The organism is Microbacterium sp. CH12i (genome assembly GCF_000685355.1).
Taxonomy (GTDB): domain Bacteria; phylum Actinomycetota; class Actinomycetes; order Actinomycetales; family Microbacteriaceae; genus Microbacterium.
Map to the genome: position 1 here is coordinate 241,758 of NZ_JHET01000004.1, position 12,810 is coordinate 254,567.

Below are 12,810 nucleotides of genomic sequence, written 5' to 3' on the forward strand. Positions count from 1 at the left end.
TTGTTCGCTCAGGCAGCGGGTGGTTCGTCCTTACCTGACTGCTCTGCAGCGTCGGCGTCTTCCTTCGTGGCGTGGACTGCATCTACCGCGTGCTCGGGTGGACTGTAGATCGTGTACAGCGAGAGGGGCTCCTTGCCGGTGTTGCGGAAGTTGTGCTGGGTGCCTGCCGGCACGGCGCACTGGTCGCCTGCCTCGATCGGATGGGTCTGGCCGGCCAGGTCGGCTTCCCCGGTACCGCTGATGAATGTGAGGACCTGGTCTGTGTTCTCGTGGACTTCTTCGCCGATCTCTCCACCGGCGGGGATGGTCATGATGACGATCTGGGAGTGCTTACCGGTCCACAGCACCCGCCGGAAGTCGGGGTTCTGTTTGGCTAGTTCGCCGATCGTGAAGTGCTCGACGTTCTCACCGATGCTGAAGCGCTGTTGTGTACTCATGATGTTCCTCCGTTGGGGGTGAAATGGTTGAGGTGCCGACGGTGTAGCGGCCGTGGCTGCGTAGCAGGCGCATGGCGTTGATGATGACGATCAGGACTGATGCTTCGTGGACGAGCATGCCGATCGACATCGTCACCCCGCCAAGCAATACGCCGAGCAGAAGCAGAGTGACGGTAATCAGGGCGATGGCGATATTTTGACGCATATTGTTCACCGTGCGTCTGGCCAGGGAGATCGCCTCGGGGAGCTTCAGGAGGTTATCGCCCATGAGCGCGATATCAGCGGTTTCCACTGCCACGGCCGACCCGGCGGCTCCCATCGCGACTCCGATGTTTGCTGTAGCCAGAGCTGGAGCATCGTTAACACCATCACCGACCATTGCCACGACATATCCCTCGGCCTGGAGCTGGGTGACGATATTGAGTTTTTCTTCAGGCAGCAGCGAAGCACGGACCTCGCCGACGCCGGTGATCGACGCAATAGCGTTGGCTACCAGCGGTGCATCTCCGGTGAGCATGATGACTCTCTTGACACCCGCGGCATGCAGGTTCGTCACCATCTGGGCAGCGTCAGGGCGCACTTCGTCGGCCACGCCGACCACACCCACGACCGCGTCATCAATAGCGACGATCATCGGGGTGCGGCCCGACTCGGCCAGCTCATCCGCAACGCGAGCAGCGGCAGCAGTGTCCTCGATTCCGTACTGGGCAAGCAGGGCAAGGTTGCCGATCAAGACACGGCGGCCGGAGGTGTTGACCACGATTCCCTTACCGGGGACGGGTTCGATTGACTCCGGCAGACCGGTGACGCTGAGGCCTTCGCCCACTGCGGCGTCCAGGATCGCGCGGGCCAACGGATGCTCGGAACCGGCTTCGGCACGGCCCGCCCAGGTCAGTACCTGCTCCCGGGTCATGCTTTTGTCCAGTACGACAACGTCGGTCACCCGCGGGCGACCCATCGTCAACGTGCCGGTCTTGTCCACAGCGACGGCGGTGATCTTCGCAGAGGTCTCCAGGAACTCCCCACCCTTGATGAGAATGCCATCTTTCGCGGCCCGGCCGATGCCGGCAACGATGGACACGGGGATGGAGATGACGAGGGCACCTGGGCAACCGATGACCAGCAGTGTCAGCGCCAGAACGATGTCAGTGGTGAGCAGGCCGACGACGAGCGCCAGGACCATAATCGCGGGGGTATACCAGGACGAGAAACGGTCCATGAACACTTGCGTTTTGGCCTTAGCATCCTGGGCGTCCTCGACCCGGTGAATGATTCTGGCCAGTGTGGTGTCAGCACCAACGCCGGTGGCACTCACCTGCAAGAACCCGCTCCGTGAGACGGTGCCGGCGAACACCCGGTCACCGATCATTTTCTCTACCGGCATGGATTCGCCCGTGATCGAGGCCTCATCAAGGGTGCCGGTACCGCCGATGACTTCGCCGTCGACGGGCACTTTCGCACCATTCTTGACCAGGACGGTCTCGCCCATGATCACCGCACCAGCGGAAACCTCCATCTGCTCACCGTCGCGCATAACGATGGCGACGTCGGGAGCAACAGCGACCAGTTCAGCAAGGGCGGACCTGGTCTTGTTCAAGGTTGCCGCCTCGAGGGCATGACCGATCGCGAAGAGAAAAGTCACCGCGGCGGCTTCCCAATATTGACCGATAATAATTGCACCGATCGCCGCCACCGAAACGAGCAGATCGATACCGATGACTTTCGCTCGAAGCGCCCGCACAGCGTTGATCACGATACGGGTGCCAGCCACCACTGCGGCGGCCACCATGACGATGTTCCCGACCGTGTCGATAGGAGATACCTGGAGGATCACGAGCGCGGCGATGATCAGTATCCCTGAGACGGCCGGGATCGTCCACCGGTTATTCATCCAGCTGCGTAATGTGCTCATGGCACTTGCCTTTCTGCGAGTTGGCTACGGCACGGTCAGAATGTGGCGGGGCGTGACTTATAACCGGCCTTTGCGACTGCCGCCACCAATTCGTCGACGCTCACGACCGACAGGTCGTGGTCGATCTCGATGCGGGCGGAGGCGAAATGGACCTTGATCGCGAAGACGCCGTCCACACGCCCGACCTGCTTCTCGATCTTCGACACGCAGGAGGGGCAGGAAAACCCTTCGGCGCGCAGGATGGTGCGGGTGATGGCGGGAGCGATGGTGCTCATGATGTTGTCCTTCCGATGGTATTCACCCCAGCTACCGGGGTAATTACGACGGTACGGTGAATGCGCGGTGCGCACCATGATGGGCATCATTTAGCCGCAACTATGTGCTGACAGGCAAGGAGCATTGTCGATACGCTGAATTTATAGAATCCGAAATTTATAGAATCCGAATCGCTATCAGCGTCTGGAGAATTGTCATGTTCGTGAAACTTCACCAAATGCCGCCGCGTCTGGCCTGCGGCCTATTTATCCTCAATACGGGAATTGGCAAGCGGTCGTTGGATGCTGAAAAGGCCGCTGGTCTTCGCGACCTGGTTGGTCTCTGCGGGTTTGATCGGGTTCTCCGGGATGCTGATGGGCGTGTATCTCAAGACTCCCGGCATGACGTTGAAGGATGGCATCCGCCCCGCGCCAGCAGGGATGGGCATCGCCCGAGACGTCTTCATGCTTGGAAGCGGGCTCGGTCTGCTCCTCGAAGAGCTGACCGTCAAAGACAAGCACGCTTGAGCTATTTCATGGCGCGAGCTGTCCGGGAGGGTAGGGCCGCTTAGCTACGCTCATCAGCAGAGCGGAGTCCTCCAACATTTCGATACTGTGGCGGGCATCGGGCACTATGAGAAGGTCTCCGATCCGGGCTTCCCAGAAGTCTTTGCCCACCCATAGCCGGATACGGCCATGGAGCACGTAGACGGTGGCATCGTCGTGGTTGTCGTGTTCGCCCAAGTAGGAGCCCTTGAGCATCCCAATGACGGTTTGGCGCAAGGACTTCTCGTGGCCGCCGTAAACCGTGTCTGCGGCGCGACGGCCACCCGCGTCGGCCGCGGCAGCAAGCTGTTGGCGGGCCAGAGCCTCGATCGAGATCTTCTGCATGCCGACAGTGTATGTCTGCCACTACAAAACCGAGGCCGACCGGCGGAGGCCAGCGAATCAGGCACGCATCTGGTTTTGCAGGGTAGAAGCGCGTAGACACGAGTCATGAGCGAAACCAACGAGAGCATCAAAGTACTCAGTGAAGACGAAACGTGGGCGTTGCTATCGACAGCAAGTTTCGGACGGGTCGCAGTTTCGATCGCCGGACAGCCGGAAATCTTCCCGGTCAACTATGTGGCGCACGCCCGCTCAGTGACGTTCCGTACCGCAGAGGGGACGAAACTTTTCGGCCTCACGGCAAACGAGAAGGTCGCCTTTGAAGTCGATCATTACACCGCGACCGAAGGCTGGAGCATCGTCGCCAAAGGCACTGCGCACGCCCTCGAAACCGAAGCCGAAATTGCCGAGGCCGAACAGCTGCCCCTGAACTCGTGGATTGCGAGCGTCAAACGTCACTACGTGCGCATCGACGTTCACGAACTCAGCGGTCGGCGTTTTATCTTCGGCGACGACCCGGATCCAGAAATCGACGCCTCATAGCGCGATTATCGTGCTGCCTTCAGGTGCCGACCTGCGCAACACGTTCTCGGTGCGCATTTCGTGCCGCGCGCGTGAGCGTCAGCGTTACGAGGAGACACAGCAGTGACGCGAGGGCCAGAAGAATCAGCCCGACGCCATAGGTGCCGGTGCTTTCGTACAGGGCACTGAGCAACAGCGGAGGAACGAAACCACCGAGACCACCGGCGGCGCCGACAAAGCCGGTGGTTGATCCGATCCTGTCGCTATCGACGACCTCCGTGATGAGCGCGAATACGGCACCCGAACCCGCACCGAGCGCGGCTGCCATAGTGAGGAAACAGGCGGTCGCGACCAGCGGGATCGATCCGTCCTGAACGTCTTGCGGAGTGAATGCCAATCCCACAGCGGCGGTCGCGATCACTGCGTAACTGGCAGCGAGGACCGAAATTGAGTTGAACCTGTCGGAGAGTATCCCGCCGAGTGGACGGCAGAACACGGCAACGACGACGAAGCCGGCCATCCGACCGGATGCGTCGGCCAGTTCGAGACCGTAAGCGGTCTGCAGGTACGTGGGCAGGAAGATCGAGAATGCGACGTATCCGCCGAAGCTCAACGCATAAAGGAGAGACGTTTGCCAGGTGACGGCGCTTCGTGCGTCGTGCTGAGCCGGCTCAGCAACGATGTCGTAGGGACCGTGCGATCGGGTGAGTCGCGAAGGAGCATCCACGACACGACGGCGTAAACGGCCAACGCCACCGAGGTGATGAGGAAGGGGGAGGCATTCCCCAGGTTGTTCCAGAGGTGGACGGTGGTCAGTGCCGCGATCGCCGTGCCGCCCATCCCGATGCCGTACAGGCCCACCGCCGTTCCCCGCTTTTCGGGTGGGAACCATGCGTTGACGAACGGTACACCGACGGCGAAGATCGTGCCGGCGACGCCCAGGAAGAAAGCACCGATGACGAGGGCGACGTATGACGTTTGTCCGAAGAAGCCCAGAAAAAGCACGGGAATGATCGAAACGGCCGAGATTGCGGGAAACATGATCCGACCGCCGAACCGATCGGTCAGCGCTCCCACTGGTATCCGACCCAGTGCGCCGACGAGCACGGGAATCGCAACGAGAAGTGCCTGCTGGCTACCTGATAATGTGAGCAGATCCTTGTATAGGGGCCCCAGCGGGCTGAGAAGAGCCCAGGCCCAGAAGTTCAGCGCGTAGCCCACGGCGGCGACGACGAGCATGAGCATGGCGCGTGAGGTGATTGGCTGTGCTCGTTGAGAACGCATGAGTCACCTTAATTACTTATTGGATGCGACGATGGCTGCAAGTTTGTCCCGGTCGAGTATCGAGGTCCAGCGCCGCCCGGAATCGACGGCGCCTTCCTTACGCAGCCGGCTCATCACGCGTGACACAGATTCGGGCGTAGAACCTATCATTCCGGCCAGATCCGCGCGAGTGAGAGGGAGCTGAATCAGCACGCCGTCGACGTCTTCGCCGTTTCGACCGAATTTATCTGCGAGATGCAGAAGCATCATCCCGACGCGCTGAGCGACCGTACTCGAAGTGTGCTGACCGGCGTCTGAACGCTCACTCCCCAGTAAAGCGGTCACATCGTCGAGCACCCGCAGAGCCACCGAGGGATATTCGAGCAGCACCTCGCGGAACGCGGTGGTCTCGATTCGCAATGCGCACGTCGTGACCATGGCGGCGACTGTTTCGGGATAGCCGGCCTGACGCCCGATGCTCAGGCTGCCAACGAGCTCGCCCGGTGCAAGGACATCAACAATCGTGTCCTGCCCACTTCTCGTTGACCGGACGACTTTCACCTGACCGGCGGCCACCACATACAGGTGGTCAGCCGGCTCGCCCGCCGAATAGAGGTGGTCTCCTTCTGCCCAGGAAAGGGAGACCATCCGTTTATCGATGCTGTCGAGGTCGTCCTCGCTTAGCCCGGCGAAGAACGGAATTTGTGCGAGTATCCGCATGCGTAACGGCCTCGGGCAATGGTGCGGCTGCGCGCAGGTGCTGCGCAGCGGAATCTGCCGCCGGTTCAACGGTGCGTGCACGTGCGGTTGAGCCACCCGCGAGAGATCTGGGCTGTCCTGTGATGAAGTCACGCGCCCCTCCCGTCGGTCGGTGGTCGGGCATCCGAAAATGATGACCACTACGAGGAAAGATACCGTCGCATCGGAATTCGTACACAAAACCGTGCACGAATGGCGATAACCTCAGAACCTTTCGCTCAATTAGCACTATTCCTCGTTCTGAGTCAAGCCGGTAACTAGACTCCGGGCATGGCCAACTCTTCGCAAGACCAGCATGTGCCAGCACCCGATGTTGGGCCGGACGGTGCGCAACTGAGTTTCCGGTCTGAACTCGACAGCGAGCACTACACCGCGGTCGATGAGCATTGGGCCGGAGGGCTTCCCGCCCAATACGGTGTCGCACCACGCGTGCGAATCGGGCGGAGCAAGTGGTTCAACCTGCTCTGGCTGATTCCGATCGGGCTTGTTCTCCTGATCATCGGCATTGCGGTCGCCACGGGAATCCGCGAGCTCCCGACCGTGCAGGACTTCATCCGGCAGTATCCGGGCGAATCAGAGCTTCCGGACAACGCACCGGTCGGCTTCCCAGCCTGGCTCGGCTGGCAACACTTCCTGAACCTGTTCCTGATGATTTTCATCATCCGCTCTGGCGTCACGATCATTGCCGATCATCCCCGGTTCTACTGGACCAGGCATTCCACCCCGGGTAAAGACTGGTTCCGGATGCAGAAGCCGGTGCCTTCTGACCCGCTCTACACCGCGAAGCAAGACTCAATCACGCTGCCTGACGGTGTCGGATTGCCTGGCCGCCGGCACTCCATCGGTCTCGCCCGCTGGTGGCATCTCGGTGTCGACACCCTCTGGTTACTCAACGGGATCGTCTTCTACATTCTGATCTTTGCCACCGGCCAGTGGATGCGTCTGGTCCCGATGAGCTGGGACGTAATCCCGAACTCCATTTCGGTTGCGATTCAGTATCTTTCTTTGGATTGGCCGGTGGAGAACGGCTGGGTCAACTACAACAGCCTGCAGATCATCGCCTACTTCATCACCGTTTTCATTGCAGCGCCGGCAGCCCTGATAACCGGGCTGGGAATGTCCCCCGCATTGTCTACCCGGTTCCGCCGGGTCAGTTCTGTGTTCAGCATCCAGCTCGCCCGGTCACTGCATTTCCTCGTACTTTGCTGGTTCGTCATGTTCATCGTCGTGCACGTGACCTTGGTGCTGACTACCGGGGCCCTCCGCAATCTGAACCATATGTATGCGGGCCGGGACGACGGCTCATGGGTAGGTTTTGGGATCTTCGCCGTCTCCATGGTCGTCGTCATCTTTGCGTGGGTGGCGGCCACACCGTTCACATACCGGCATCCGCGGGTCGTGCAGAAGGTCGGCTACGCGCTGATCGGTCCCGCGCAACGACTGTTCGAACACCTCGACTCCAAGCCGGGTCAGTACACGGAGAAGGACATCTCCCCATACTTCTGGCACAACGGCAAATACCCCGAGACCGACGAGTACAAGCAGCTTGAGGCCGGGAACTTCGCCGACTACAAACTCCGCATAAACGGTCTCGTCGAGAACCCCGTCGACCTGAGCCTGGAACAGTTGCGGGCGTTGCCGAACCACGAGCAGATCACCCAACATTTCTGTATCCAGGGTTGGTCCGGTGTCGCTAAGTGGGGCGGAGTGTCGATGCAATCGATCCTCGATGTGGTCAAACCCAAGCCAGAGGCGAAATGGGTGATCTTCTACTCATACGCCGTCGGGCCGGATGGCGGTATTTATTATGACGCCCAGCCGATCGAGCAAATGAGCTACAAGCTCACAATGCTCGCCTATGACATGAATGACGACACGCTATCGTTCGGTCATGGCGCACCCATTCGACTGCGCAACGAGGTCCAACTCGGCTTCAAACTGGTCAAATGGATCAAGGGAATCGAGTTCGTCGAACATTTCTCGGAAGTGGGCGGCGGATTGGGTGGCTACAACAACGATCACGAATTCTTCGGCTATCGACAGTCCATTTAGGAAAACGGCGCTTTGGGACGCCCGAGGCTGGGGCGACTCGGCGACCTGAGGATTTGGGTCACGGACCGGATGGAATGATCTGGCACCGCAGTGTGTTGTACTGGATGGCGCTTGAATTGACGTTCGCGCCCCCGGGTTCCACCCGCTCTCCCGCGCCTCGGCGCCTAGCTCCTGTCGCGTCACGAAAGAGGTCTCGTTGCCAACACTCACACTCGTCCCTGAACAACCGCATCCGTGGTCTGCTCTGCTTGATCGCGATGACGTCGTCCTTGACGGGGGTGTGTTGCACATCGTCCATGACTCAGTAACACCGCAACAGGCGCGTATCGATGACCTGCTCTTGGTCGCGGCCGCATTGGAGGATACCGGGATCGAGGTTGTCTTGATCCGAAGCGATCACTTCGTCCCCGCGCTCGCGGTCGACGTCAATGCACATGCTGCAGTCATCGCCGCGCTGGCGGCGGTGTGCGATGGCGAACCCCTGTACATCAAAGCGAAGCAGCAGCCGCCCGTGCTCGCGAGCGAAGCATCCGCCCCGCTTGCTGAGCAGGCTGCCGACCCGCGGGCCGTGCGCGTGTATCGCCCACGCATCACGACGAATCGCTCGCTGCGCTACGGCGCATCGCTCGGGGTGCGCGTGGAGTTCTGGCGCCTGCAGGACGATCTCGTCGAGGCTCCGAACGACAATGTGCTCACCCGGCGCGTCATCCCTCGCGACGATCTATCCTTCACCACCATCGAACGCTACGGTCGCCAGTGGCGCACGATCGCGGGCATGTTCGATCCGCAGGCGCATGAGTTCATCGGCGACGTCGACATGGTGTTCTCATGGGTCGATGGTTCCACCAGCGAGTTCCAGCGCCAACGGGCAGCGCAGATGGCTGAGTACGTCGTCGGCGAGGGCGATGACGGTCCCGCCCGGTACCGTCATGTCGACGAACTGCGCTACGCGCTGCGGAGCGTTCATATGTATGCCCCATGGGTAAGGCGCATCTTCATCGCGACTGATTCGGCTGCCCCCGCATGGCTGGTCGATCACCCGAAGGTGACACTCATGCGCAGCGAGGAGTTCTTCCCCGACCCGTCGGTGTTGCCCACACACAACTCACACGCCGTCGAGTCGCAGTTGCACCGAATCCCTGGCATCGCCGAACACTTCATCTATGCGAACGACGACATGTTCTTCGGTCGCTCGGTCTCCCCGGAGCTGTTCTTCACGTCAGCGGGGGTGACGAAGTTCGTTGAATCCGAAGTGCGCATCGGCACCGGAATACCCGCACCGCATCGCAGCGGCCACGATAATGGCCTTCGAGTGAACCGGGAACTCCTGAGAGCCCGGTTCGGTCGCACGATCACGCGCGACCTCTCGCACTGTGCCACCCCGCTGCGCAAGAGCGTCATGGCCGAACTCGAACGTGAGTTCCCTGAGGACTTCGAGCGCACCGCGGCATCTCGATTCCGCTCCGCCGACGACATCTCAGTGACCAACAGCCTCTTCCACTACTACGCGCTCATGACCGGGCGGGCCGTTGCCACCCGGGAACCCCGAGTGCGATACGTGCAGACGACGCTCGCAGCCTCGCTTCGACGCATGGAGCGGCTGGCCGAAAGCACTGATGTCGATATGTTCTGTCTCAACGACGGCGGTGAGACGGAACTCCCCGAAGAAGTCAGAATCCGCGCTATTCGCGGGGCACTGGATCGGATGTTTCCTGTGCTGCCGCCGTGGGAGCGGGCTGACGTCAGCGATGCTGGGCGATCGGCTCAGTCGGAGAATCCGTCGCTCGTGCGCTGAACGGTCCGATACCGTCGGCGGACAGCCGCCGACGGACCTCCGCCGCGTCGATGTGTTCAAGTGTGCGCGGCGCGTCGATCGGCACTACCGAGTGCACGACCGTGTCATCAAACACATGCACGAGGTTGAAGGTCTGCGCGCCGTCCTGCGGACGCGTGCCACCGGTCGGAACAGTAAGGTCTTGCGAATAGCAGGTCGACGATGCGACCGAGACTGGAATGCCCGCGAATGTCGCAAAGGTCGAGTAATGCAGATGACCGGCGATGATCGCCCTCACGTCGGTGCCGCGCAGCACCTCGGCGAGCCGCGACTGATCGCGCAGCTCGACGCTCACCGCTAACGGCAGCACGCTCGGCACGGGAGGGTGATGCATCGCGAGGATCGAGCCCAGCGGCGCCGGCGTTGCCAATTCATCCCGAAGCCACCGCAATTGCTCGTCGCGCAACTCGCCATAGTGCGCGCCCGGAACGGTCGAGTCGAGAGTGATCACGCGCAGCCCGTTGATCTCGTCGACCCGGTCTACCGGCCGTAGGTCGGCGGCTTCATCCAGCAGTCCTTCACGGAACGCTCCACGGTCATCATGATTGCCCATGACCCACAGCACTCGCGCACCCAATCGCTCGGCAAACGGCTCGACAAGGCACGCAGGGCCGCGTAGGCGGCGGGCTCGCCCAGGTCGGCGAGGTCGCCGGTGAAGACGATCGCGTCGGGCGTGATGCCGGATGCTTCAAACACGGTGAGCGCGCGGGCCAGCCGTTCGGTGCCATCCACCAGATCGAACAGTAGTGTGCCCTCTGCGGTCAGGTGGGTGTCACTCAAGTGCAGAATGGTCTGCTCAGGTAAGGGATACTCAGCGCTGCGCATCGTTTCGGCTCCTCGCCTCGGCTCGCGGTTGCCCGGAATGCTACCGGTGCCAGATGACGAGGACCGGGCAACACGGTGAACTGTGCGCGAATCAGCTCAGATACGCGGCGCCCGGGGCGGCGGTGGAGGCGGCACGGCCTTGGCTAAGTGGACCCGATCCAAGGCAATGGTGACCAGACCGCGACGCGTTTCGAGCACGCACTCGTCGTTGTCGCGCTCGCGCAGGTAGCCGACCGCATCGGTGAAGCCCCCATCGATGCGTGTGCGTACCGTCATCCGAGTGCCAAACTGGGCCGTCCTGATGAACTCGACCGGGTCTGGCATGCCCCCACTCTACGGTCGTGCGCGCAATGCGCACGAAGTCGTCGATCGAGAGCTCTTCGCCGCGGGCGGTGGGTGCGACATCCGCTCGTTCGAGAGTGGCGGATGCCTCTGCAGCTGTGCCGCCAAGGGGCTCGCTTCGCCGACCCGAGCGGGGTAAACCCCTTAATCCCCAGGTACGCGGATCAGGCGTTCTCCTGAATCACCGATAACTCGCTTATCCAGGTGAAGACGGCATCTTCACATTGGGTGCGAGCTGGCCGGTCCCCTCGTCGCAACTTCCTCGCGTTGCCCTGATTTCTGTGCTCAACGGAGGGATGCGGCCCGCGCGGTGACGTATGCGTGGGGAGCCCGCGGGTCCCAGTATCGGTCTATGACCCGAAATCCGGCCTGCTCGAGCGCACGGTCCAAACTCTCCATCGGCCACAGGTAAGCGGGCGCCACGGGATGGCCGAAGACCTCAAGTCGGGGGCCGGAGAAGAATGAAATGAGAATGCTTCCGTGGTCCTCGAGGACCCCGCGGAGGGTGGCGAGCGCCTCCGGTAGCTCATCGGGACCCAGATGGATGAGCGAGTACCAGGCGAGGATCCCGGCCCACCGTTCTTCCGAGCCGTCGAGGTCGGCAAGCGACTCGAGCCGGAACGCAACGGCGGGGTGGGCCCCGCGCGCGATCTCGACAAACTGCTTGACCGGTTCGAGGCCTTCGATGTCGCGCCCAAGACCGGCGAGGTGACCACTCCAGCGGCCGGTGCCCGCGCCGACATCGAGAATCGGGCCTGAGACGGTGTCAGCCCACCGTTCGATCACGGCACGGTCGGGATCTTCGGCCGGCACCATCGCATCCAGCATGTTCGCCAGTCCCCGCGCCCGGGAACCATATGCGTCGATGACCTGGTCCGTCGTCATGGGAATCTCCGCCACATCAGCATCATTAGGATGAGCTGTGCTCGGTGCCCTCGTCTTCGCCGGAGTCGCCGCCCCGCTGCTCGTCGCAGGCCTCGCCTTCGGTGCGGCGGCGCTGCTGTTCACCGCGGTCGCGGAGCTGCTGGTGGAGGCATACCAGATCAAGGAGAGCACGGGCACCATCGCGATGGCGGCCGGTGGCTTCCTGCTGTTCCGATGGGCATCATGACCGACACAAATGCGCCCACACCGATCGCAGTCCCGATGGAGCCGCCGCGCGCACGCGTGGATCCGGCCGTGGACGCGGCGACGAACAGCAGCTCGATCGAGAGCGCGATCGCAATCAGGAGGGCCGCCGCACCCCCGGCCGACAGCGCGACACCGATGATGGCTCCGTCGATCAGGACCACGACGACAAGGGCGATGACCAGGCGCAGGTTCACACCTGTGGCAGCCTTAGTCTGGGCTTGACCGTGACCGTGACCGCGCGCGTAGTCATGCTCGTCGCCGTGGGAATGTCCGTGGCCGAATCGTGTAAGGAGCGCGCGCAGCGCCAGCATGAATGCGGTGCCCACCACGAAGCCGATGATCAGCGGCCAGCCGGCACCCAGGTCGAGCGCCTCAGGAAGCAGATCCAGAGTCGCGGCGGCGATGATCAGGCCGGCGGCGAAGTGTTGAAAATAACTGGTGATTGTGGATGTTGAGCTACGTGTCGCGAAAGCCGCGATCACCGCACCGATAACACCTGCCACCAGGCCGATCGCGCCCAACCCACGCCGGCTAACTTGTCTGCGACTGCGCGCGCGACCTTCTCAGTGTTGCCCCATAGGGACTCGTAGA

Annotated in this window: 15 protein-coding genes and 1 pseudogene; 5 read left to right on the forward strand and 11 right to left on the reverse strand. The window is 61.8% G+C overall.

Features of this window, described 5'->3' with window-relative positions:
- Positions 1 to 8 precede the first annotated feature (8 nt).
- Genes DC31_RS06200 through DC31_RS06210 form a run of 3 tightly spaced genes read right to left on the reverse strand, consistent with a single transcriptional unit; the run spans position 9 to position 2,624 of the window.
- The gene (locus tag DC31_RS06200; protein WP_051606487.1) at positions 9 to 437 is read right to left on the reverse strand and encodes a cupin domain-containing protein; all 429 of its coding nucleotides are present in this window, start codon (positions 435 to 437) and stop codon (positions 9 to 11) included.
- A complete protein-coding gene (locus DC31_RS06205) occupies positions 406 to 2,349 on the reverse strand; it encodes a heavy metal translocating P-type ATPase (protein WP_036278192.1) in 1,944 nt (647 codons plus the stop codon). The genes DC31_RS06200 and DC31_RS06205 overlap by 32 nt, the downstream gene beginning before the upstream one ends.
- A 35-nt stretch (positions 2,350 to 2,384) precedes the next feature.
- Positions 2,385 to 2,624, reverse strand: coding sequence for a heavy-metal-associated domain-containing protein (locus DC31_RS06210; RefSeq protein ID WP_036278346.1), 240 nt, complete (start codon positions 2,622 to 2,624; stop codon positions 2,385 to 2,387).
- A gap of 282 nt (positions 2,625 to 2,906) precedes the next feature.
- On the opposite strand from DC31_RS06210, the gene DC31_RS06215 reads away from it, so the two are divergent.
- Positions 2,907 to 3,131 carry a hypothetical protein gene (locus DC31_RS06215; RefSeq protein ID WP_036278194.1) on the forward strand — a complete coding sequence of 75 codons (225 nt, stop codon included), beginning with the start codon at positions 2,907 to 2,909 and terminating at the stop codon, positions 3,129 to 3,131.
- Between the two features lie 6 nt (positions 3,132 to 3,137).
- Here the strand turns inward: DC31_RS06215 and DC31_RS06220 are convergent, their stop codons facing one another.
- Positions 3,138 to 3,494 (reverse strand): LuxR family transcriptional regulator, encoded by a 357-nt coding sequence (locus tag DC31_RS06220; RefSeq protein WP_036278196.1) that lies wholly within the window; start codon positions 3,492 to 3,494, stop codon positions 3,138 to 3,140.
- Positions 3,495 to 3,599: 105 nt separating this feature from the next.
- On the opposite strand from DC31_RS06220, the gene DC31_RS06225 reads away from it, so the two are divergent.
- Positions 3,600 to 4,034 carry a pyridoxamine 5'-phosphate oxidase family protein gene (locus tag DC31_RS06225; protein ID WP_036278199.1) on the forward strand — a complete coding sequence of 145 codons (435 nt, stop codon included), beginning with the start codon at positions 3,600 to 3,602 and terminating at the stop codon, positions 4,032 to 4,034.
- Between the two features lie 19 nt (positions 4,035 to 4,053).
- Here DC31_RS06225 and DC31_RS19215 read toward each other — a convergent pair whose 3' ends face one another.
- Genes DC31_RS19215 through DC31_RS06235 form a run of 3 tightly spaced genes read right to left on the reverse strand, consistent with a single transcriptional unit; the run spans position 4,054 to position 5,996 of the window.
- Entirely contained in the window at positions 4,054 to 4,626 is a 573-nt protein-coding gene (locus DC31_RS19215; protein ID WP_235201365.1) for an MFS transporter, read from the reverse strand.
- The gene (locus tag DC31_RS19220) at positions 4,623 to 5,297 is read right to left on the reverse strand and encodes an MFS transporter (protein WP_235201366.1); all 675 of its coding nucleotides are present in this window, start codon (positions 5,295 to 5,297) and stop codon (positions 4,623 to 4,625) included. Before DC31_RS19220 ends, DC31_RS19215 begins: the two co-directional genes overlap by 4 nt.
- A gap of 12 nt (positions 5,298 to 5,309) precedes the next feature.
- Positions 5,310 to 5,996: a Crp/Fnr family transcriptional regulator gene (locus tag DC31_RS06235; protein WP_081813738.1), complete on the reverse strand. Its 687-nt coding sequence runs from the start codon at positions 5,994 to 5,996 to the stop codon at positions 5,310 to 5,312.
- A 309-nt stretch (positions 5,997 to 6,305) separates the two neighbouring features.
- On the opposite strand from DC31_RS06235, the gene DC31_RS06240 reads away from it, so the two are divergent.
- Together DC31_RS06240 and DC31_RS06245 are read left to right on the forward strand one after the other, a co-directional pair.
- Positions 6,306 to 8,087 (forward strand): molybdopterin-dependent oxidoreductase, encoded by a 1,782-nt coding sequence (locus DC31_RS06240; RefSeq protein WP_081813739.1) that lies wholly within the window; start codon positions 6,306 to 6,308, stop codon positions 8,085 to 8,087.
- Between the two features lie 196 nt (positions 8,088 to 8,283).
- Positions 8,284 to 9,882, forward strand: coding sequence for a stealth conserved region 3 domain-containing protein (locus DC31_RS06245; protein ID WP_036278202.1), 1,599 nt, complete (start codon positions 8,284 to 8,286; stop codon positions 9,880 to 9,882).
- Here DC31_RS06245 and DC31_RS06250 read toward each other — a convergent pair.
- The 3 genes and pseudogenes from DC31_RS06250 to DC31_RS06260 all read right to left on the reverse strand — a co-directional run bounded on the left by DC31_RS06250 (position 9,830) and on the right by DC31_RS06260 (position 11,973).
- Positions 9,830 to 10,746: pseudogene (locus DC31_RS06250) on the reverse strand (phosphodiesterase). The gene DC31_RS06245 and the pseudogene DC31_RS06250 overlap by 53 nt on opposite strands.
- Before the next feature lie 96 nt (positions 10,747 to 10,842).
- Complete coding sequence (locus DC31_RS06255; RefSeq protein WP_051606489.1) at positions 10,843 to 11,070, reverse strand: hypothetical protein; 228 nt, start codon at positions 11,068 to 11,070, stop codon at positions 10,843 to 10,845.
- 303 nt (positions 11,071 to 11,373) lie between these two features.
- Positions 11,374 to 11,973: a class I SAM-dependent DNA methyltransferase gene (locus tag DC31_RS06260; RefSeq protein ID WP_036278356.1), complete on the reverse strand. Its 600-nt coding sequence runs from the start codon at positions 11,971 to 11,973 to the stop codon at positions 11,374 to 11,376.
- Between the two features lie 37 nt (positions 11,974 to 12,010).
- On the opposite strand from DC31_RS06260, the gene DC31_RS06265 reads away from it, so the two are divergent.
- Positions 12,011 to 12,199 carry a hypothetical protein gene (locus DC31_RS06265; protein WP_036278204.1) on the forward strand — a complete coding sequence of 63 codons (189 nt, stop codon included), beginning with the start codon at positions 12,011 to 12,013 and terminating at the stop codon, positions 12,197 to 12,199.
- Here DC31_RS06265 and DC31_RS06270 read toward each other — a convergent pair.
- Positions 12,132 to 12,740 carry a hypothetical protein gene (locus DC31_RS06270; protein ID WP_200872868.1) on the reverse strand — a complete coding sequence of 203 codons (609 nt, stop codon included), beginning with the start codon at positions 12,738 to 12,740 and terminating at the stop codon, positions 12,132 to 12,134. The two genes, DC31_RS06265 and DC31_RS06270, sit on opposite strands and share 68 nt — an antisense overlap.
- Positions 12,741 to 12,810: the final 70 nt, after the last annotated feature.